The organism is Parabacteroides sp. B2-S-102 (genome assembly GCF_023656665.1).
Lineage (GTDB): Bacteria > Bacteroidota > Bacteroidia > Bacteroidales > Tannerellaceae > Parabacteroides > Parabacteroides distasonis.
Genome location: NZ_JAMOKM010000007.1, coordinates 171,441 through 192,698 on the forward strand (window position 1 = coordinate 171,441; position 21,258 = coordinate 192,698).

The 21,258-nt window shown below is 48.7% G+C and carries 16 protein-coding genes; 4 read left to right on the forward strand and 12 right to left on the reverse strand.

The window, feature by feature from the left end:
- Positions 1-41: 41 nt before the first annotated feature.
- The 4 genes from NBH07_RS11450 (at position 42) to NBH07_RS11465 (ending at position 6,877) form a co-directional block, all read left to right on the forward strand.
- The gene (locus NBH07_RS11450) at positions 42-2,915 is read left to right on the forward strand and encodes a GH92 family glycosyl hydrolase (protein WP_039848522.1); all 2,874 of its coding nucleotides are present in this window, start codon (positions 42-44) and stop codon (positions 2,913-2,915) included.
- 21 nt (positions 2,916-2,936) lie between these two features.
- Positions 2,937-4,085 (forward strand): alkaline phosphatase, encoded by a 1,149-nt coding sequence (locus NBH07_RS11455; RefSeq protein ID WP_005860025.1) that lies wholly within the window; start codon positions 2,937-2,939, stop codon positions 4,083-4,085.
- Positions 4,086-4,312: 227 nt separating this feature from the next.
- Positions 4,313-5,941: an MGH1-like glycoside hydrolase domain-containing protein gene (locus tag NBH07_RS11460; protein WP_005860027.1), complete on the forward strand. Its 1,629-nt coding sequence runs from the start codon at positions 4,313-4,315 to the stop codon at positions 5,939-5,941.
- An 81-nt stretch (positions 5,942-6,022) separates the two neighbouring features.
- Entirely contained in the window at positions 6,023-6,877 is an 855-nt protein-coding gene (locus tag NBH07_RS11465; RefSeq protein WP_005860028.1) for a phosphatidylinositol-specific phospholipase C/glycerophosphodiester phosphodiesterase family protein, read from the forward strand.
- 118 nt (positions 6,878-6,995) lie between these two features.
- On the opposite strand, the gene NBH07_RS11470 is transcribed toward NBH07_RS11465, so the two are convergent.
- The 12 genes from NBH07_RS11470 to NBH07_RS11525 form a co-directional block, all read right to left on the reverse strand.
- Positions 6,996-8,315 carry a murein hydrolase activator EnvC family protein gene (locus NBH07_RS11470; protein WP_008773044.1) on the reverse strand — a complete coding sequence of 440 codons (1,320 nt, stop codon included), beginning with the start codon at positions 8,313-8,315 and terminating at the stop codon, positions 6,996-6,998.
- Between the two features lie 6 nt (positions 8,316-8,321).
- Positions 8,322-9,167 (reverse strand): lipoprotein insertase outer membrane protein LolB1, encoded by an 846-nt coding sequence (gene lolB1, locus NBH07_RS11475; protein WP_005860032.1) that lies wholly within the window; start codon positions 9,165-9,167, stop codon positions 8,322-8,324.
- Positions 9,164-10,882 (reverse strand): tetratricopeptide repeat protein, encoded by a 1,719-nt coding sequence (locus tag NBH07_RS11480; RefSeq protein WP_005860034.1) that lies wholly within the window; start codon positions 10,880-10,882, stop codon positions 9,164-9,166. The genes lolB1 and NBH07_RS11480 overlap by 4 nt, the downstream gene beginning before the upstream one ends.
- A gap of 28 nt (positions 10,883-10,910) precedes the next feature.
- Positions 10,911-11,345 (reverse strand): dUTP diphosphatase, encoded by a 435-nt coding sequence (dut, locus tag NBH07_RS11485; protein WP_005860037.1) that lies wholly within the window; start codon positions 11,343-11,345, stop codon positions 10,911-10,913.
- Positions 11,346-11,378: 33 nt separating this feature from the next.
- Positions 11,379-13,214 (reverse strand): 4-hydroxy-3-methylbut-2-en-1-yl diphosphate synthase, encoded by a 1,836-nt coding sequence (locus NBH07_RS11490; protein ID WP_005860039.1) that lies wholly within the window; start codon positions 13,212-13,214, stop codon positions 11,379-11,381.
- Between the two features lie 106 nt (positions 13,215-13,320).
- On the reverse strand, positions 13,321-13,827 hold the full coding sequence (purE, locus tag NBH07_RS11495; RefSeq protein WP_005860041.1) for a 5-(carboxyamino)imidazole ribonucleotide mutase: 507 nt from the start codon (positions 13,825-13,827) through the stop codon (positions 13,321-13,323).
- 2 nt (positions 13,828-13,829) lie between these two features.
- Positions 13,830-14,210, reverse strand: coding sequence for a glycine cleavage system protein GcvH (gcvH, locus tag NBH07_RS11500; RefSeq protein WP_005860043.1), 381 nt, complete (start codon positions 14,208-14,210; stop codon positions 13,830-13,832).
- A gap of 16 nt (positions 14,211-14,226) precedes the next feature.
- Complete coding sequence (locus tag NBH07_RS11505) at positions 14,227-14,847, reverse strand: phosphatase PAP2 family protein (RefSeq protein WP_005860045.1); 621 nt, start codon at positions 14,845-14,847, stop codon at positions 14,227-14,229.
- A gap of 6 nt (positions 14,848-14,853) precedes the next feature.
- Complete coding sequence (gene rpoN / locus NBH07_RS11510; RefSeq protein ID WP_005860047.1) at positions 14,854-16,311, reverse strand: RNA polymerase factor sigma-54; 1,458 nt, start codon at positions 16,309-16,311, stop codon at positions 14,854-14,856.
- A 142-nt stretch (positions 16,312-16,453) separates the two neighbouring features.
- A complete protein-coding gene (locus tag NBH07_RS11515) occupies positions 16,454-17,749 on the reverse strand; it encodes an HlyD family secretion protein (RefSeq protein WP_005860049.1) in 1,296 nt (431 codons plus the stop codon).
- A 54-nt stretch (positions 17,750-17,803) separates the two neighbouring features.
- Positions 17,804-19,999 (reverse strand): peptidase domain-containing ABC transporter, encoded by a 2,196-nt coding sequence (locus NBH07_RS11520; protein ID WP_057319826.1) that lies wholly within the window; start codon positions 19,997-19,999, stop codon positions 17,804-17,806.
- Complete coding sequence (locus NBH07_RS11525) at positions 19,996-21,249, reverse strand: TIGR04157 family glycosyltransferase (protein ID WP_005860058.1); 1,254 nt, start codon at positions 21,247-21,249, stop codon at positions 19,996-19,998. Before NBH07_RS11525 ends, NBH07_RS11520 begins: the two co-directional genes overlap by 4 nt.
- Positions 21,250-21,258 lie beyond the last annotated feature (9 nt).

Below are 21,258 nucleotides of genomic sequence, written 5' to 3' on the forward strand. Positions count from 1 at the left end.
ACCTTTGCCAATTGTATAATATAGTAAACAAAAGATACACCATGAGATTAATTCAAACTCTTTCTTCTTGCTTGTGTACAGGGATAATAGCCTTATTCACGGCCTGTAGCCAAGCACCACAATCCCCCATCGATTCCGTGAATCCGTTTATCGGCACGGGATTTCACGGACACACGTATCCCGGGGCCACGGCTCCTTACGGAGCGGTCCAACTCAGTCCGGACACCCGGAAAGGGAATTGGGACGCTTGTTCCGGTTATCATTACAGCGATTCTACCTTAATGGGTTTTTCCCATACCCATTTAAGCGGTACGGGATGTATCGACCTTGGCGATATCCTATTCCGTCCGTCACTCCAGACACCTCTAGCGTTCTCGCACTCGGACGAGAAGGCTTCCCCGGGTTACTACTCGGTGAATCTCAGGGAGGCAGGTGTATTAGCGGAACTTACCACGACCCCGCATGTCGGGATACACAGATATACCTATAAAAAAGGGATAGAGGCTACGTTGGTGGTCGATATGGACCATTTATTGGATAACGAATATATATACGAAGGCTGGGTTAAGCAAACTGGGGAGAATGAGCTTACCGGTATGCGGCGTACCCGGGGCTGGGTAGACAATCAGTATGTCTTCTTTGTAGCGCAATTCTCGCAACCCTTCTCTTCCATGGAACAGCCTTCCGAACGGCAAGCCGTACTTACCTTCGATACGACTACCGGAAAGCCCATCGTCTGCAAAGTCGGGGTATCGATCGTAAATGAGGAGAACGCCCGTCTGAACCTTGAGCAAGAGACGGATTCCTATGGCTTTGATTTCGACGCCATCCATCAAGCGACACGCTCCAATTGGGAAAAAGAACTGGACGTTATCACGGTAGAAGGAGGCACCGAAGCCGAGCGCACGAATTTCTATACGGCGCTATACCATAGCAAGATCATCCCGAATATAGCGAGCGACGTGAACGGACAATACCGCCGTCACGACATGAGCGTAGCGACGATCCCGGCAGGTCGCCGCCAATTCTCCACCTTTTCCACTTGGGACACCTTCCGGGCCTGGCATCCGATGATGACTCTGTTGGATACTACCTTGGTGAATGATATGGTACAGTCTCTCTTGGATATGTACGACGCCAGCGGCGAGCTTCCGTTATGGCCCTTATCGGCAGGCGAGACCGGGACCATGATCGGTTATCACTCCACATCGATTATAGCGGACGCTTATTTGAAAGGTATTCGCGGATATGATGCGGAACACGCTCTCGAAGCGATGAAAATCTCAGCGGAGAAGAATAAGAAAGGAGCGGATTATTATATAAAGGAAGGCTTCATCCCGACGAATATCAAGAAAGAATCGGTTTCCTGCCTATTGGAATTTGCCTACGATGATTGGTGTATCGCACAAATGGCGAAAGCTTTAGGACATATGGATGATTATGAGACGTTCATCAAGCGCTCCCAGAATTTTATCAACGTATTCGACGGTAGTACCCGGTTCTTCCGGGGCAAACGGCAGGATGGGAATTGGGAGACTCCTTTCGATCCATTCGCCATCGGACGTTCCTATACGGAGGCTACGGCCTGGCAATATCGTTTCTTTACCCCGCATGACGTATATGGATTGACCCAGTTGTCCGGAGGCCGGGAGGCGTTCATCGCTGATCTGGATAGCTTATTTATGGTTACCTCCGAGGTAGTCGGCGATCTGGTAGACGTTACAGGATTGGTTGGTCAATATGCGCATGGCAACGAGCCTAGCCACCACATGGCTTACCTATATAGCTATGTGGGCCAGCCCTGGAAGACACAGGAATGGACCCGTCGCTTGCTGGACGAGATGTACCAGCCCACGCCGGAAGGTATCATCGGCAATGAGGATTGCGGCCAGATGTCCGCTTGGTATATCTTGAGCAGCCTCGGCTTCTACTCCGTATGTCCGGGTAGCAACCAGTTTATCCTAACGACCCCGTTGTTCGATAAGGCGAACATGAAGCTGGGCAATGGCAAGACATTGGTCATTACCGCCAACCAGCCGGATAAGAACAAGTATATCACGAAGGTTACCTTAAACGGCGAGGAGATATCGCATTGCTACATCACCTACGACCAGTTGATGCAAGGAGGCACACTGGACTTTACGCTCTCGGCGACACCGGACAAGCGTTGGGGAACCGCTCCCGAGTACGCTCCCTATTCCTATACGGAGCAACCTACCGTCTCTATCCCTTACATAGCGAATGATCTGGATTTATTTGAAGGAGAGATTACGGCGGAACTAAAATCCACGACACCCGAGGCGGTTATCCATTACACGCTTGACGGATCGGAACCGGATGAGAACGCTCCGGTATACAGCGAGCCATTCGTCTTAAAAGAGACCACGATTATCAAGGCCAAAGGATATAAAAAGGGATTCGTACCCAGCCGTACGTACTCGATCCAAGCGACAAAAGCCGTATTACGCCCCGCGTTATCCATACAGCCTACGAAGCATGGGGTAGCTTATACTTATTACGAAGGAGAGTTCCAATGGGTAGCCGATCTGCAAAAGGCGAAGGAGGTCGAGAGCGGAACAATACCTGAGCCTTCTATCCTGAACGCTAAATTGCCGGATCATTTCGGTTATATCTTCACCGGATATATATACGCCCCGGAAGATGGAGTCTATGAGTTCAGTACCCGCTCGGATGACGGTAGCGTCCTCTATATCGGCAAAGAAAAGGTAGTGGACAATGATGCCTCCCACGCCGCCATCGACGCGATGGGACGCATCCCCTTACAAAAAGGCTACCACCCCTTCGCCTTGCATTATTTCGAGGATTACGAGGGTGAGTACCTAGGCTGGAGCTGGCGTACGCCAAGCATGTCCAAACTAGACGCGATCCCAACAGAGAACCTTTATATAAATTGATAATATTAAATACTGAATCATATGAGAAGAACAACTCTATCCGTGCTATCCGCCTTAGCCATCCTGCTATCCGGCATGATCGTTCCAGAGGCTGCGGCACAAAGTCGCCGAGACAAAGAACAAACGTATGTATTAGAGAAACCTTACGAGGTCAAGAAACTAGTCCCCCCTACCGGAAAGAAAATAAAGAACGTGATCCTCATGATCGGCGACGGCATGAGCCTTATGCACATGTATTCCGCTTGGACCGCCAACCGGGGCAAGCTCTGGCTGGACAACTCCCAATACACCGGCCTCTCGAAAACCTATTGCGCCAACCGCCTCATCACCGACTCCGGAGCCGGAGGTACCGCACTGGCCACCGGCCATAAAACGAACTACCATATGGTAGGCGTAGATCCGGAAGGCAAGCCCTTGGAATCTTTGGCTACCTTGGCGAATAAGAAAGGCCTGTCAAGCGGCATCGCCGTTACCTGTCGCCTATGGGACGCTACGCCCGCCGACTTCTGCTGCCACAATACGGATCGCGACGCCGAGGCCGAGATCGTAGCGGATTACGTGAACTGTGGCGTCGATTACGTATTCGGCGGCGGCTCCAAGCTATTCGAGAACCGTGCGGACGGTCGCGATTTGTTCAAGGAATTAAGGGAGAAAGGTTACCAAACTCCCCGTAGCTGGGAGGAACTGGCGAAGATTCAAAAAGGCAAGGTATTCTGCGTTACCGATACCGTAGACACCCCGCTTCCCGCCGAGCGAGGCGATCTCTTGGCTCGTGCCTCAATGAAAGCGATCGATCTGCTGGGACAAAACCCGGAAGGTTTCTTCCTGATGGTAGAAGGTTCCCAATTGGATGATTACGGGCATTTCAACGATATCGACCTGTTGATGCAAGAGACACATGATTTCGACCGTACGATCGGACGTATCTTCGAATGGGCCGCCCAAGACGGTGAGACATTGGTTGTCGTAACCGCCGATCACGAGACCGGTGGCCTTACCTTGGTGGACGGGGATCTGAACGAGGGCCGTATCGTTTGTAAATTCTCCACCGGAGGGCATAGCGGCGTGATGGTTCCCGTTTACGCTTTCGGCCCGGGTGCCGAGAACTTCACGGGTATTTTCGAGAATACGGATATCTTCTGGAAGATCAAAAAGCTCCTGAATCTATAATCAAACAGTATTCATCCGATGGAGAGTATAACAGACCGCTATCCCGCTAGTCAAGTACCGCAGTACCCCTGCCCAAGTACCGCAGTACTTTGGCTGAGAGGACAGCGGTACTTGACTAGCAGGACAGCAGTACTTGACTAGCAGTACTACGGTACCCGACTGGGAGGACTGTGTTCACCGACTGAGACGCACCTTCTCCCTCTCTCCCCCAATAAATATCATAAAGAATGACAACAAGACGAAACTTCTTAAAGCAATCCCTTCTTGCGGCAGGCGCGGCCTCCGTTCCCGCCGGGAACCTTTTAGCGCAAGAGAAAATGGAAGAGAAACGACCCAAGTACAATCTTCCTTACAAGAACACCTACCTGAAGGAACCCTTCGTGACCGAGAACGAGTTCCGGACAGCGAAACCGGAGACCATCACGCCCGGAACCTTCGAGGAGGCCAAGCAAATCCTCCCGGACCCGACTTGGAGCGGACACGAGAAGGAAATCGAGATGTACTGGAAGGCTTGGCAAATCGGCATCGGCAACATCAAGGCCCCGGAACCGGATTCCGGTTTCGTATGCAGTTACCTCGATGTCGCCTACAACGGCAATATCTTCATGTGGGACTCCGCCTTCATGATGATGTTCGCCCGTTTCGGTACCCGTTTCTTCCCTTTCCAGCGTACGTTAGATAATTTCTACGCCAAACAACATCCGGACGGTTTCATCTGCCGGGAGATCAAGGCGGACGGAGCGGATTGTTTCGAGCGTTACGACCCGACCAGTACCGGACCGAACATCCTCCCTTGGAGCGAGATCGTCTATTATAAGCAGTTCGGCGATATAGACCGCCTACACAAGATATTCCCCGCCCTTTGCGCTTATTATAAATGGTTGAAGCTAAACCATACGTGGCGTAACGGTACGTATTGGACCTGCGGTTGGGGTACCGGCATGGACAACATGCCCCGGGTGGAACCGAAATACAATCCGATATACAGCCACGGCCATATGATCTGGCTGGACGTTTGCTTGCAACAATACTTCACCGCCGGGCATCTGCTTGAGATGGGTTTCTATCTGGAGCGTTGGCAGGAGATCGAGGAGTTCGAGGACGAGCAGAAGATGCTAAAGAAGTATATCAACGAGAACCTATGGGACGAGAAGGAGCATTTCCTTTTCGATCAATACGCCGACGGAAGCCTTTCCTCCACCAAGGGAATCTACGCGTACTGGGCCTTATTGACCGATGTCCTGTCCAAGGAACGCATGGATGCTTTCGTGGCCGAGCTGGATAACAAGGAGACATTCAACCGCCTGCACCGCGTCCCTTCCCTTGCCGCCAACCATCCTAAATACAAGGATAACGGCCGCTACTGGCAGGGTGGCGTATGGCCGGGAGCGAACTATATGGTGATTACCGGCCTATTGCAACAAGGCTATCGTAAATTGGCTTACGAGATCGCACGCAACCATTACGATAACGTCCTAAAGGTGTATAAGAATACCGGTACGTTCTGGGAATACTACGCTCCGGAACATGAGGAGCCGGGCTTCATGGCTCGCCCGAATTTCGTGGGCTGGGGCGGACTGGCACCGATCTCCGGCTTGATCGAGCAAATCTTCGGCATCCGCTCCAATGTGTACGAGAAGAAATTGACCGTAGACGTGAACTTGACGGAGGCTTATGGTATCGACCGTTATCCTTTCGGCCTCGACGGTCTGGTAGCGATCAAAGTCAAGTCCCGTTCTTCCGCTACCCAAGAGCCGCAGGTAGAAATTACCAGCGACGTCCCCTTGGAACTAACCGTCCTTTGGGGCGACAAACAGAAGACGGCTAACGTAAAACCCGGCACGCAAACCGTATAAAACAGTAAATCCATCAAACATCCAGTTGTAGAGACGGGGCACGCCCCGTCTCTACAACTAGACTCAAAAAACAATTAGTATATGAAACAGATTCTATCCTTATTTATCACCTCCCTCGCCCTCTGTACGGCTTGCTCCTCCCCGAAGGGATCGGACACAGTTCAAGTGGCGGAGACAACCACGGAGCAGACGATTCAGAAAGCCTCCTCCGCAATTCATTACAACGCCTTCTCGCACAATGATTACTGGCGGGAGAGACCTCTGCTGGACGCCTTGTCCTTCCGCTTCAACTGCGTGGAGGCCGATCTGTGGCTGATCGATGACGAGCTATACGTTTCCCATGACCGCCCGGAACCCAATCCGGCAATTACCTTCGAGAACCTATACCTCAAGCCGCTCGTGGCCCGCATACAAGCGAATGGAGGTAAGGTCTATCCCGGTAGCGATCGTCCTTTCTACCTGATGGTGGATTGCAAGGCACAAGGCGAAGAGATGTACAAGCTATTAAAGAAACAGATGGAACCTTACAAGGAATATTTCTGTTCCGTCGATAACGGCGAATATAAAGAAGGTGCCGTCCTCTTCTTCCTTTCCGGCGACCGTCCGAAGAACAGCCTGCCGAAAGAGAACAGCCGCTTCACCTTCCTCGACGGACAAATAAAGGATCTGGGACAGGGCATCCCTGCTTCCCTCGCTCCGGTCATAAGCGATAATTACTCCGATTTCTTCACATGGAAAGGCGAAGGTGAGATGCCCGCCGACCAACTACAGAAGATGCGTGAGATCATCCGGAAAGTCCACGATGAGGGAAAACTATTCCGTTGGTGGGGCGCCCCGGATACCGAGCAGTTCAAACGCTTCTTCATCAAAGAAGGCGTAGACTTGGTAGGTGCCGATGACCTGAATGGGTTATACAACGTATTGAACGAGCGTTAAACGAGAAAATTACAATAGGCATTATAAGGTTGTTACAATGGGCATTCTAGCATCTTTACAACAGGCATCGTAACAGCCTTATAATGCCCATCATAGTTTTAACATATCACAACCGCTTTTATTCCAACCAAGGCTGCGGATTCAGCTTCGTCTTTTCCTTCCACAATTGGAAATGGAGGATCGTGGAATTACCGTCCTCCGGATCCGAATAGATCCTTCCGATCGCTTGACGGGTAGAGACCCGGTCGCCCGCTTTTACATATACCTGACTCAAATTGCTATAAACCGTCAAGTAGTTACCATGACGAACGATTACGGAATTATTATACCCCGGCACCACGAACACACGCGTCACCTCCCCATTGAATACCGCACGGGCATCCGCCCCGGGTGAGGTCTGGATATCGATACCACTATTACTGGTACGAACATATTTCAACTCCTGATGCTGTTGCTCGCCGAATGTAGCGACGATCGTATGTCTTCCGGCCACCGGATACGGCAAACGTCCCCGGTTATTGGCGAAGTTATCGGACAATTGCTTCTCCGCCTTTGTCATCGCATAGCCCCCTTTCGTATCCGCCACACGTTCCTCACGGATCGGCTCTTTTTTACTTTCCGGTACGGGTTTACCCTTAGCGGCAGCTTGTTCACGAGCACGACGCTCACGTTCCGCACGTTCACGGGCGGCTTTCGCCTCGGCCTCGGCACGGGCGATCTCCTCGGCGATCTGCTTCTCTATCTGTCGGTTTAAAGCCTCGGCTTGACGACGCTTCTTTTGGAGATCCGCCTTCAAATCCTTTTGTCTCTTATTCAATAGCTGGACTTCCTCTTTCTGAGAAGCTTCCTCACTTTCTAGCTTCTTACTCTCTTCTTGACGAGTTCCTAAAAGGGCACGTTTCTCGGCACGGGTCTTCTCCATCTCAGCTTGCTTACGGCTGATCTCGGCCTGCTTTTCAACGATGTCATTCGCTTGCCGCTTCTGCCAATCCGCATATTCCCGCAAATACCGCATACGCCGCATGGATTGAGAGAAACTCTCGGCGGATAGGATAAACAACAATTTATCTTGCGAGCTATGGCGTTTATAAAGCCCTCGCATCGATTTACCGTAATTCGTCTGCTTATCGCCCAGTTCCCGTTTTAAGGTGCGCAACTGGCCTTGGATATTCAAGATATCTTTCTCGATCTCATCCAGCTCTTGATTCAATAAACTGATGACTTTCTTACGGGAAAGAATTTGTTTGGAGAGTAGATTCAAACGGTTCAGGGAAGTTTTAGCAGTCTGGGCCGTCTCTTGCAATAATTTATTCGTCTCCTCGATATCGGCCAACGCCTCCTTGCGCTGCTGCTCCAACTGACGGACAGCGGCGGATTTCTGACCGTAAACCACGGTAGATAAAGACAATGCCAATAGAACGATCCAGACGTGCCTCATGATAGATTATTGATTCAGATTCGTAATCGTTTTCAATACTTGCGCAAAGGTAATACGCTTATATTTAGAAGGAACCGAAAAATCCAACTTGAGCGGCTCGTCCAGTTGGATACGGGAGTAATGGATCTTCACCCCACCCTCGGGATTCCCGTTCTTCAACACCTGCACATCCATCAACATCGGGAACGGCTGCCGATCCACCAAGCGAAAATCCTCGTACAGCCATTGCAAGGCATAACGATCGGAAGGATCCGCTACATAGGTAGAGAGAAGTTTCTCCTCGCCATCCGCCTTAAAGGTATAGAAAAGCCCCATGGCATCCTTGGTCTTGATCTCGGCTACCGGGCCTTCTTGATTCAGCTTAAAACGATTATAATGCTTACGGGAAACGCCCTGCTCCCCCGGGATAAACAGATGATTCGTGAAAAGAGCCTGCAAATTGTAGAAGTTGAACTCGATCGGAGTCTGCCCTTGCAAATTGGAATAATTCTCGATCATATAGCGTTTATTCATGCGGTCTACCACCTTGATCGTATCCCGGCTCAACTCGATACGGAAGATCTCGATCCCGAGAAAAGGTTGTACCGACAGTTGGAAAGCACTATCCTTGACCATCTTCATATCCACCCGAGAGCTCATTTGCTTACCAGGGATATCCAGATCCACGTTCAACCGGGCCGTCAAGGTACGGAACTGGAAGGATTGATCCTCCACCGACTGGAAGAACTCATTATGAGCCTTCACGCTAGCGGATTCCACCGTCCCGACTTTCTTGGACGATTTACAGCCTGTCAACATCGAAAGTAAAAGACCTCCACATAACAGGAAGGTCAAGAAATAGTCTCTTTTCATTTCGCGTTCTCGTCTTCTATATATTGTTGCTCGGCGATCTTACGGTTCAAGATCTCGGAATCCTTCCCCATCTCTTTCGCCTTTTTCCATTGCTCCACCGCTTTTTCCTTATCACCGTTCATGAAAAGGATGTCCCCATAATGATCCACGAGTTCGGCGCTCTTTGTCTTATCTTTCTCCAAAGCGCTCTCGATATAGATTTTCGCCAAGGTATAGTTTCCTTGTACGAAGAAGATCCAAGCGTAGGTATCCAGATACGTGGCGTTGTCCGGTTCCAGCTTGATACATTGGGCGCTCATACGTTCCGCCTTTTTCAAGTCTTTCTTCTCCAAAGAAAGGAAGTAACTGTAGTTGTTCAGTACGACCACGTTCTTGTCATTATACTTCAACGCCTCATCGTACGCTTTATACGCTTGATCCAATTGCCCCATCTGGTAATAAATATCACCGATCTGACCGTAGAAATCCGATTTCAGCGGCAGGTTCTCCTTCGGAATGATATTCAAGCCCGCATAATAGGTATTCAAGGCTTCTTGATATTTCTGTTGTTGGTAGTAAGCGATACCCAGATAGAAGTAATATTCCGGCGACTCGGGGAAAAGCTCCATACAAGCCGTACAGATACGGATGACCTCCGGGATATCCTCCCCTTTCAAAGCCAGATTCAGCAATTGCTGCCAAGCCCCGGCGTTACCCGGTTCCATCTCTGTTACCAACTGGAACTGGAATTTCGCCTCCTCTGTCTTTCCTTGGGCCATCAAGAGACCGCCATACATCAGTTTTAAGTCGATATCCTCCGGATGTTGCTCCAAAAGAGTTTGGAATAAATGGTTCGCATTCTCAGTTCCTTGCTTCGTTTGTTGCAGTTTCAAGATATACCGGGAAAGGATGTTCACTTTCGTCTCCACGTCCAGCTTCTCGTTTACCAAAGCGCTGCGGATTTGTTGCTCGGCGGCCTCCTTATCCCCTTTCGCCTCGTAGTAATTGGCCATAGAGACGATATAATAAGGGTCGGTCGGATCAATCTCATTCGCTTTTTGATAGCAAGCCAAAGCCTTGTCCATCTCCCCGTTTTCCAAATGAAGATCGCCCAATACGATCTGGTAACGGGCCTCCATAGGATATTTAGCCGCTAGCTTCTCGATCTCCTTGAAAGCCTCTTCCGGTTTCTCCAACTGGACGTACAGTTTGTATTTCTGCATGGAGATCGCCTCGTTCATACCCATAACCGACTCCAACGCATCATAAGCCTCGATCGCCTTCCCGATCTCGCCGGCTTGCGTCAAGGCATCGGCCAGATAATAATTCAGCTCCTCCTTCTCCGGATAATCACGAACCAATTCCTCGTACTCCTCGGCGGCTTCGCCATACATGCCCAGATTCCGGGTGATAGACGCCAATGCCATTTTATACGTGAAATTATCCTTGCTGTTGGCCACGGCTCTTTTCAACATCTCGACCGCTTTCTCCGGACGGTTCAACTGTACATAAAAAGAAGAAAGCTCATACAAGACCGGAGCCGCCGTAGAGTCAATCTCCAAGCAATGGTTGAAGGCATCATAAGCGGCGTCGAATTTCCCGGCGTTCTTCAAGTTCAAGCCCTCATAAAAGAAGTAATCGAACTTACGTTGATCCTTCTCCGTTTCTGTAGCACCAGCCGGGAGCACAGCGACCAACGAGAGGAAAGAGATGAGATATATCAGTTGCTTAAACATCCTATTATTCTTGTTAACCTTATTATTCTTATTCTTTTCCGGTATGACCGAATCCCCCGGCTCCCCGCTCCGTATCATCCAACGTCTCCACGGGTTCCCAATCCACATGGCTATGAGCGGCTATAACCATTTGGCAGATACGCTCACCATCATTCACCGTAAAAGGCTCGGAAGATAGATTCACGAGAATGATACCGATCTCCCCCCGATAATCGGCGTCGATCGTACCCGGCGTATTCAGCAGGGTTATCCCATGCTTTAAAGCCAGCCCGCTACGCGGACGCATCTGGGCCTCATAGCCTTCCGGCAGCGAGATATAAAGTCCGGTCGGGATTAATTTACGTTCCAACGGTTTCAACACAACCGATTCCGACAAATTCGCCCGGATATCCATCCCGGCAGATAAAGGAGTCGCATAACCCGGCAGCGGGTGATGCGATTTATTGATAATTCTTACTTTCATACTTGCAAAGATAAACAAATTGTCAATAGTCAATCAATTAACCCAATCCCCGTTCTCTTTTATTAACTGAACTAAACGTTCTACAGCGTCTTCCTCGGGGATATTCTTGAGGACACATTCCTTACCTTTATACAGGCTGATTTGTCCACGTCCGGCACCCACATAACCATAGTCGGCATCGGCCATCTCGCCGGGACCATTCACGATACAGCCCATGATACCGATCTTCAAGCCTTTTAAATGGGAAGTAGCCTCCTTGATACGGGCGATCGTTGTTTGCAGGTCGTACAAGGTACGTCCGCAACTCGGACAAGAGATATATTCCGTCTTACTGATACGGGTTCTTGTAGCCTGCAAGATCCCGAACATACAGCGATCCGAGACAACCGCCTCGCATCCCTCATTGTGCAGCATCAAGCCATCCCCGAAACCATCCAGCAAAAGCGTTCCGAAATCGGCGGCGGATTTCAGTTGCAACAACTCCACATCCGTCTCCCGGAAATCACGATGCAAGACAACCGGCACGTCACAACCCGCCATCAGCAATTTATGCATAGCCGCACGTTGCGAGCCAACCCCATTCCGATGATGTGTACTTAATAAGACCACCACGGTCTTATCCGCTTTCAAGATCTCCAACATACGATCCGTAAGATCCATATACGTCAGACGGATAAACTTAAGCGGACAATCGTAATCCTTTAACTCCTCCGCCTCCGAGGCGATGAAGCAAGGAAAAGCATTCGGACGCTCTTTCCAAAAATGAGCGTCTACCAATAAACGGAAATTATCCGGCAAATTATCCGGATCTTCCTTTCCTATATATATATAGTCCGGCAAGGACAAATAATCAAACTCAAAATCCCCGCTACTACGATCGGAGATCACGACTGGCGAGAAAGTACCTCCGATACCTTCCACCACACGGCTTATACGACGGCTTGTCGCCACCGTATCGAAACCGGGAGCCATCGAAGCCTCGATAGGACGATGATTTTCCCGTTCCCTAATATAATCCACCAATTTACGCGCTACCGGCATTTCCGCCTCGGGGTCCTCACTCAAGGAAACCCGGATCGTATCACCGATACCGTCACATAGAAGCGTACCGATTCCAACAGCGCTCTTGATACGCCCGTCCTCACCGTCACCCGCCTCCGTTACCCCAAGGTGCAAGGGGTAATGCATATTCTCGGCCTCCATCGTACGAACCAACAACCGCACGGTCCTTACCATGACAACGGTATTGGAAGCCTTAATCGAAATAACCACATCCGGGAAATTCTCCTCCCGGCAAATGCGAAGAAACTCCATACAACTCGCTACCATCCCCTCGGGCGTATCACCATAACGGCTCATGATACGATCGGAGAGCGAGCCATGATTCACACCGATACGAATAGCGGTGCCATGTGCCTTACAAATATTCAAGAAAGGGACGAACCGCTCGCGGATCTTCTCGATCTCGGCGGCATATTCCTCATCCGTATATTCAAGATGGCTGAATGTCTTTACCTTATCTACATAGTTTCCCGGATTGATACGTACCTTTTCCACCTCACCGGCGGCGGCATCAGCCGCTCTAGGATTAAAATGGATATCAGCGACCAAAGGAGTCGTATACCCTTGCTCATTCAATTGTTTACGAATCTCGCCCAAGTTTCGGGCTTCCCGTTCCCCCTGTGCCGTAAAACGCACATACTCAGCTCCCGCCTCGATCATACGGATCGCTTGAGCTACCGCCGCCTCCGTATCCATCGTTGATACATTAGCCATGGATTGAATACGGATAGGATTCTCACCTCCCATGGGTGTGTCACCGATTTGGGCAACGGATGATTTACGGCGGTTGTAATTAAAGTAAGCCATTGTTCATTGAAAATTGAGAATTGAAAATTGAGAATGAGTGTTGAGAACTGAAAACCTAAAGAGAGACTTTCTCCTTAATTTTCAATTCTCAACTTTCAACTTTCAATTAATTAGTTTTGTATTTAAAAGAAACCTTAGCCAACTCCTCGTTAGCCTTCACGATTTTCTTCTTCAAATCCTCCTTATAAGCGGATAGCTTCTCCTGAAGTTGCTCGTCGCCGACGGCAAGCATCTGCACCGCAAGGATACCAGCGTTCAAAGCGCCATTGATGCCGACAGTAGCCACAGGGATTCCCGGAGGCATCTGTACGATAGCCAACAAGGCATCCATACCGTCCAGCGTAGAGTTAATAGGCACGCCGATCACGGGAACCGTCGTCATGGAAGCGATCACACCGCAAAGATGAGCGGCCATTCCGGCAGCGGCGATGATAACCTTGATTCCACGTCCTTTAGCTCCTTTGGCGAAAGCCTCCACCTCAGCGGGAGTACGGTGTGCGGATAGAGCATGCATCTCGAACGGGATCTCCATCTCATCCAAGAACTTAGCCGCCTTCTCCATAACGGGTAGATCCGAGGTACTACCCATGATAATACTTACAACAGGTGTCATTCTTATTTAGCGATTAATTTTTGATAGTCTTCAGCGGATAATAGTTCCTCCAACTCAGAAGCGTCCGTAAGAGAAATCTTGATTAACCAACCTTTACCATAAGCGTCTTCATTAACCAATTCAGGAGTGTCTTCCAATTCAGCGTTTACTTCCAAAACCTCTCCGCTAACCGGCATGAAAAGATCGGAAACAGTCTTAACAGCTTCAATCGTACCGAACACCTCTTCTTTAGCGACGGTCTCCCCCTCTGTCGTAATGTCTACATAAACGATCTCACCTAGCTCGCCTTGAGCGTAATCAGTAATACCAACATAAGCTACGTCACCTTCTACACGAATCCACTCATGGTCTTTTGTGTACTTTAAATCTGCAGGAAAATTCATAATTTTAGTGTTTTTATTAGATGAATAAATAGATATAACTCATTAATGAGGCTACAAAGGTACATATAAATCCCAGACAAAACCCCGCATATACCTGCATTGGTGTATGTCTTTTTAAAAAGATGCGCGAGGTACCTAATAAACCGGCCACGATCAACACGACTATAAAAGCCCAGTAGGGATTTATCATATGGATACGCGCCACTCCCATAATAGCGCCCAGTAACCCGCCGATACCAATAGCATGCGCGCTAATCTTCCAAGCGAAATTGACGCATAAGGCGATTACCAAGGCTACGCAAGCCCCGATCAGCATCGCCAACAACCAAAACGGCATCAGCATCTTATACAGGAAAAAGATACAGACCAAGATGGAAGTGATAAAAATCAGATAAGGAACCACTCGTTCCTTCCGGTCGGAAAGCTCTATATCGCCGGCCGCGCCATTTTTCACCAATAAGAAAATGAAAAGTCCGGGAACTATCGCTGTCGAAATAAAGGTGCCTCCGGCAATCAGCAGCTTCACAGGTAACGGGTAAATGGCGAGGAATGTAAACATCAACGCCAACACGATCCCATAGGTCACCATAAGCAACGGATGGAACACGAAGGATATTATATTCGAGAATAGCTTCATACGCTTTTATATTTCTTTTCTCAGACGAGCTACCGGAATCCCCAGTTGCTCCCTGTATTTCGCTACCGTACGCCGGGCGATGACATATCCTTTTTCTTTCAGGATCGTAGCCAACTCCTCATCGGTCAACGGTTTTCGTTTATCTTCGGCATCTACATGCTCTTTCATGATCTTTTTCACCTCACGGGTCGAGATCTCCTCGCCGGTATCGGTCTGCATAGACTCGGAGAAAAAGTATTTCAACGGATAAATACCGAAATTCGTTTGCACATATTTACTGTTACTTACCCGGGAAATAGTGGAGATATCATATCCCGCACGCTCCGCTACGTCTTTCAAGATCATGGGATGGAGGGTAGCCTCATCGCCTGTCAAGAAAAAGTCCCGTTGTAAATAGATAATCGCCTCCATGGTACGCTGCAAGGTCTCATTACGTTGCTTGATAGCGTCGATGAACCACTGGGCGGAATCCAACTTTTGTTTCACGAACTGTACGGCATCCCGCCTCTCAGCGGTTTGGTTCGCCTTATTCGCCGTATAATCCTGAAACATCTCGGCATACTCCCGGTTGATACGCATATCCGGTACCCCCCGGTTATTCATGCTCAAGATAAGCTCTCCATTATGCGCTTCCACCACGAAATCCGGGATGATCTGGCTCATCGCCACTTCCATAGAACCACCCCAACTACTTCCGGGTTTCGGATTTAACATAGTAATCTCGTGAATGACCTTCTTTAACGTTTCCTCATCGATATCGAGACCTCGTAAGATCTTATCGTAATGTTTGCGGGTGAACTCCTCGAAATATTCGGTCAAAACACGAATCGCCAAATTTGTAACCGGAGTATTCTCCTTCTTATCCAGCTGGATCAACAGACATTCTTTCAAGTCACGGGCACCTACCCCGGCAGGCTCAAAATCTTGGATGATATTCAAGATAGACTCGATCTCCTTCTCATCTACCTCTTGTCCGGCTTGGAAGATCAAATCGTCTGCTATCGCCGAAAGGTCCCGTCTCAAATAACCGTCATCATCGATATTTCCAATGATATACTCCGCTATTTTCATTTGCTTATCCGGTAAATCCCTTAACCCGAGCTGCTGTAACAGAAACTCATTCAAGGATTGGCTTACGGAGAAGGGGACATCCTCTTTCCGTTCCGCACGCTCGGTCATTTCCCGTAGCTTATAATCAGGTATATCGTCTTCCGTTAAATAATCTCCCAAAGAAAGGTCGGTCTCAGTATCAACAGAAGGGATCTCTTCTCCCCCCTCCTCGCTTTCAGTTCGTTCAAAATCATCAACAGGCTCTTTTCCTTCCTCCAAGGCTGGGTTATCTTCCAGCTCATGCTTCACACGTTCTTCCAACTCGATCGCGGGAAGCTCCAGAAGCCGTATCAACTGTATCTGCTGAGGGGATAGCTTTTGCTGTAACTTTTGTTGTAACTGTTGCTTTAACATAATCTAAATCATTGCACTGTAAGGGCAGGACAATCACCCGCCCTCTTATTTATCAACATGCAAATATAAGTTTTTAGTTTTAACAGTACAGCTATTAAACTATAATAGTTCTAAACAAGGTGCATGATGGACCCTAGCGACTTTAAAATCCTTCCTTCACGATCCGTTTTATCGGCAGGAAGAATCGTTCGATCAGGCGTAATTCTTCCGTTACGATCTCTGCGGAGGCTTGCGTCTCGGGCGAGACGGGCAGGTCGATACCGTAATTGGTTCTCAGCCCCTCTGGAAAATCGATATCCGCCGTATAGTACTCGTCGGTGGGGACCAATGAGATATTCGATACCACGCCGTTTACCACTCCAAACTCCTGATCCGGGAAATTGGAGAAACGGACGATCGCCCGCTGGCCTCTCCGGACTTTTCCCGAGCGTGCTATCGGTATGCGCACCTTCCCCACCAGCCGGCCCTCGCCTTGCGGCACGACGGTGAAAGCCACCTCTCCGGATGGGATATATTGGTTCTCATTCCAGTACTTGGTGAAAGTCACGACACCCCCTACCGGGGCGATGAGGCAATAACGCAACCTCCACTCGTTCATGCTGTTCAGCAATTGTTCCCGGGCGGTCTGTAATTCCTGCCGTAGCGTAAATTCTTTCTCGCTCCGCTCCAGCGTCAGATCCAGCAAGGATTGCTCTTGCTCCCCGATCTGTATCCGGAGATTCTCGGCCGAGGCTGACGCCCCTTCCAGCGAATAACGGCTTTGCAGCAGGGAAGCCCGTGCGGTCTCATGCTCGTAGGAGGAAATCACGGACCGGCTATACAATAATGAATCCCGGGCGTATTGCCGCCTTGTCAAGGCGAATTGCTCCGAGAGGGTCTTCCGCTGCCGTTCGGTCTCGTTATAGTAAGCCTTATACAACGCTATCTGTTTGCGGATGGAGGCCATTTTTTGCGGATAATAATCGATCTCCCTGTAATTGACGCAGGCATGGAGCGCCGACAGTAGTCCCGAGTAAGCCGCTTGCATATCACCCAGTGACAGTTCCTTATATCGCAATAATGCCTTGTCTAGGCTATCCACGTCCATCCCGGATCGTTCCAACGCCTTCTCTAGGTATATAGCATCCTCCATGCTGGCGTGGTTCTCTATGACCGCCAACCAATCCCCCTCCTTTACCGGACGATTATCCCTCACGAGCAGCTCCTGTATCTTTCCCGCCGCCCGTGTCACCACCGCCGTGGCGGGATGTTGCCCCGTCAATGTCATGTCAGCCGTGATCACGTCAGGATATTTGAAGAAACAGCTCCCCACCAGCAACGCCACTACCACGAGGAACAACAGCGTTATCCCCCACCGTACGATCCAGGCCGGGATTTGCCCCATCACCTCCTGTACCTCCTCGCTACGCAGCTCTATATCTTTCCTTTCATTTTCCATCTCTAATACTATCTTTTCCCCTCTCTGAGAGGGGGTAGGGGGTGTGTTACCCTCTTAGCTTCCCAATTCCAGCTGGTTTTTCACCAACTTATAATAAGTTCCCCGCAAGGCCGTGAGTTCCTGATGCGTCCCTTCCTCCACGATGCGTCCCTTGTCCAGCACCACGATCTTGTCCGCGTCACGTACCGTGCTTAGCCGATGCGCCACGACCACCACCGTCCGTCCTTTGTAGAAGGCGTGCAACTGCTCCATGATCTCCCGCTCGTTGTTGGCGTCCAAGGCGTTCGTGGCCTCGTCCAGGAAGATGAAGTCGGGATTCTTGTACACCGCCCGGGCGATCAGGATACGCTGTCTCTGCCCTTGGCTCACTCCGTTCCCCTCCATGCCGATCTTCGTATTATATCCCAGCGGGAGAGAATCGATGAAATCCCGGATATTCGCCACCCTCACGGCATGGAGCAGGCGTTCCTTGTCCACCATCTCTTCGCCGGGGGCTATATTGTTAGCTATCGTATCCGAGAAGATAAAACCATCCTGCATAACCGAACCCGTCTTGCTACGCCATACGTGCGGGTTCAGGTTCTTTAGGGAGGTATCGCCGATCCTCACATCCCCCTTGTTGGGGTTATAAAAACCGAGCAGGAGTTTTACTATAGTCGTTTTTCCGCTTCCGCTGGCCCCCACGATGGCGGTCACCCTGTTATGGGGTATCGTCAGGTTTATATCCTCCAGCACGTAATCCCGGTCCGCGCCGTCATAGCTGAAGCTGAGGTTTTCCAGCCGTAGCGTCCTGTCATCGGGGAGAACATTCAGCCTTATCCCGCCTGTCTGTTCCTCGTCCTCCTTCCCGTGTATCTCGCCGAGCCGCTCCAAACTGATCTTCGCGTCCTGCAAGGATCGTGAGAAATCGATCAATTGCTCGATCGGTGAGGAGAGCTGCCCCACGATGTAGGTCACCGACATCATCATACCCAGCGTCATATCCCCTTGCACGACGGCCCGTGCTGCGATGAAGGAGATGAGTATGTTGGTGGTCTGGTTGAAAAAGACCGCCCCGAGTTGCTGATATTGTTGTAGCGCCAACCCCTTGATCCCTATCTTGAAAAGTTTTACCTGTATCCGTTCCCATTTCCATCGCATCTTGGTCTCGCAATTATTCAGCTTGATCTCCTGCATTCCGGTGATGAGCTGGAAGAGGTTGCTCTGCTCCCCGGCGGCCTGGTTGAAACGTTTGATGTCCAGCTCCCTCCTCCATCTCATGAAGGCGAGTACCCACGCCACGTATAACCCGTTACCTACCAAGAAGAGTCCCAGTATCGTCCAGTCGTAATAGGCCAGCACGAACCCGAACACGATGAAGTTAACGAAAGAGAAGAGCGTATTGATGGATGTCCCGGTCATGAAAGCCTCGATGCGGTCATGGTCTCCGATGCGCTGCATGATATCGCCCACCATCTTGGTATCGAAGAAATGCAGGGGCAGGCGCATCAGCTTGGCGAGGAAATCGGAGATCAAGGCGATATTGATCCTCGTGTTTACGTGCAGCAATATCCAGCTCCGTATGAAGTCCACGGATAGCTTGGCGATAAAGATCACCAATTGCGATATAAGGATCAAGGTTATGAAACTTAGGTTGTTGTCCCGTATTCCGGTATCCACCAGGCTCTGCGTGAGGAAAGGCAGGATGAGTTGCAGTATGCTGGCGGTCAGCATGCCCAGCACGAGCTGTGCCATCTCACGCCTGTAGGGCGATATATATCGGAAAAAGAATCCGAGGTTACGTTTCCTGTCTCTCCCCTCGTCCTCCATCCCGTAGAACTCCGGCCCCGGTTCCAGCAAGAGCGCCGTCCCGGTATCCTGCCCGTCCACCTTGGTACTGACCCAGCACCGCTTGAATTCCTCCTTAGTATAGGTGATAAGTCCCGCCGCCGGGTCCGCTATGTAGAACTTCCCTTTCCTTATCTTGTAGCAAACCACGAAATGCCATTGGTTCCAGTGCAGTATGCAGGGTAGGGGACATTCCTTTTCCAATTCCTCCACCGTGATCCGCACGCCCTGTGTTCGGAACCCGATCGCCTCCGCCGCCTCGCTGATACCGAGCATAGAGACCCCTTCCCGTGTGATGAAGGCTTTCTCCCGTAAGTTCTGGATCGAGTACACACGACCATAGAACTTGGCGATCATACGGAGGCAGCTAGGACCACAGTCCTTTGCGTCTAGTTGACGATATATAGGGAACTCTAAAATCACAAAACAAATCTATTATAAAATTCTTGCATACAAGAACTAAATATTTCAGACGTATAATATCTCTCATAGCGTAGACGAGAATTTTTAGCCATTTCTTTTCGCATAGAAGAATCTTTTAATAATATTAAAAGTTTAGATTGTAATTCATAGGTATTTAAATCTGTGTGATTCTCATATTCAATGATTGGTATATGATATCCTGAAACTCCATCCTCTATCATTTCTGATAAACCTGTAGATGTACTTGCAACAAGAGGTATCCCATACATCATCATTTCAATTGCCACATAACTACATTGTTCATGGAATGATGGTAATACACCAATATCTGCGATTTGGTATAATTTGTATAAGTCTTCTTTATTTAGTTTTCCAGTAAATGTAATCTTATTCCATGTTGGATTGCAAGAATTTAAATAGTAAGAATAAAACCCATCTCCTACAATAACTAAATGGCAATAAGGGTCAATTTGCAGTAGTTTTTTGAAAGTAAAAATTAATTCTCCCAGCCCTTTTATTTCATCTAAACGACCAACAAAAAGAATAATTTTTTCTTCTTTACTAAAAAGAAAATTCTTTTTAAGATTCAATCGTTTATCGCTATTCAATAATATAGATTCATCTTTAAGACCATTATATAAAATACAAAATTTGTTTATAGGTAAATCATATATTTTACTCAATAGATTTTGTGTACTATTTGACAAGCAAATAATCTTATCAACTTGTTCAAATACATTTTTTTCTTTTTCGCATATTTCTTTGATATTTTTTTCAAAAGGATTTTTGATACTGTCTAATTCTTTGTAAAGAATACTTTTTAAATAAGAATAATTTCCTTTTATTTTAAAGCACCAATCCATATAATGAATAGTAAAGCAACATCGTCCTTTAGAAAAAAAAGCACGAAATGTATTTAACAGATGAATGTGCTGATAATAATTGATATGTAATATGATATTCTCTTTACTATGCGAGCTAAAGTAAGGAAATATTAGATACCATATATTCTTATAATAAGTTTTTATTCTAATTTCTGGATCATTATTTTGTATCGTATCAGGTATATGATAATAATCTATATCTCCTTTGCGTTCTATATAAAAATCATTTTTTGTTGAACGACAACATATCACGCTAAGATGAATCCCTTGCTTCTGTGAAAGAATTAAACAAAGTTGCTTTATATATGTGCCAATTCCATATTGGGATGCTCTGGATTCTTCATTAACAAGAATAATCTGTATCATATGCTTGTC

Bases quoted from the DNA above. Each gene is read 5' to 3' on its own strand.
- NBH07_RS11450 (WP_039848522.1), top strand. From the start codon at position 42: ATGAGATTAATTCAAACTCTTTCTTCTTGCTTGTGTACAGGGATAATA.
- NBH07_RS11455 (WP_005860025.1), top strand. From the start codon at position 2,937: ATGAGAAGAACAACTCTATCCGTGCTATCCGCCTTAGCCATCCTGCTA.
- NBH07_RS11460 (WP_005860027.1), top strand. From the start codon at position 4,313: ATGACAACAAGACGAAACTTCTTAAAGCAATCCCTTCTTGCGGCAGGC.
- NBH07_RS11465 (WP_005860028.1), top strand. From the start codon at position 6,023: ATGAAACAGATTCTATCCTTATTTATCACCTCCCTCGCCCTCTGTACG.
- NBH07_RS11470 (WP_008773044.1), bottom strand. From the start codon at position 8,315: ATGAGGCACGTCTGGATCGTTCTATTGGCATTGTCTTTATCTACCGTG.
- lolB1 (WP_005860032.1), bottom strand. From the start codon at position 9,167: ATGAAAAGAGACTATTTCTTGACCTTCCTGTTATGTGGAGGTCTTTTA.
- NBH07_RS11480 (WP_005860034.1), bottom strand. From the start codon at position 10,882: ATGTTTAAGCAACTGATATATCTCATCTCTTTCCTCTCGTTGGTCGCT.
- dut (WP_005860037.1), bottom strand. From the start codon at position 11,345: ATGAAAGTAAGAATTATCAATAAATCGCATCACCCGCTGCCGGGTTAT.
- NBH07_RS11490 (WP_005860039.1), bottom strand. From the start codon at position 13,214: ATGGCTTACTTTAATTACAACCGCCGTAAATCATCCGTTGCCCAAATC.
- purE (WP_005860041.1), bottom strand. From the start codon at position 13,827: ATGACACCTGTTGTAAGTATTATCATGGGTAGTACCTCGGATCTACCC.
- gcvH (WP_005860043.1), bottom strand. From the start codon at position 14,210: ATGAATTTTCCTGCAGATTTAAAGTACACAAAAGACCATGAGTGGATT.
- NBH07_RS11505 (WP_005860045.1), bottom strand. From the start codon at position 14,847: ATGAAGCTATTCTCGAATATAATATCCTTCGTGTTCCATCCGTTGCTT.
- rpoN (WP_005860047.1), bottom strand. From the start codon at position 16,311: ATGTTAAAGCAACAGTTACAACAAAAGTTACAGCAAAAGCTATCCCCT.
- NBH07_RS11515 (WP_005860049.1), bottom strand. From the start codon at position 17,749: ATGGAAAATGAAAGGAAAGATATAGAGCTGCGTAGCGAGGAGGTACAG.
- NBH07_RS11525 (WP_005860058.1), bottom strand. From the start codon at position 21,249: ATGATACAGATTATTCTTGTTAATGAAGAATCCAGAGCATCCCAATAT.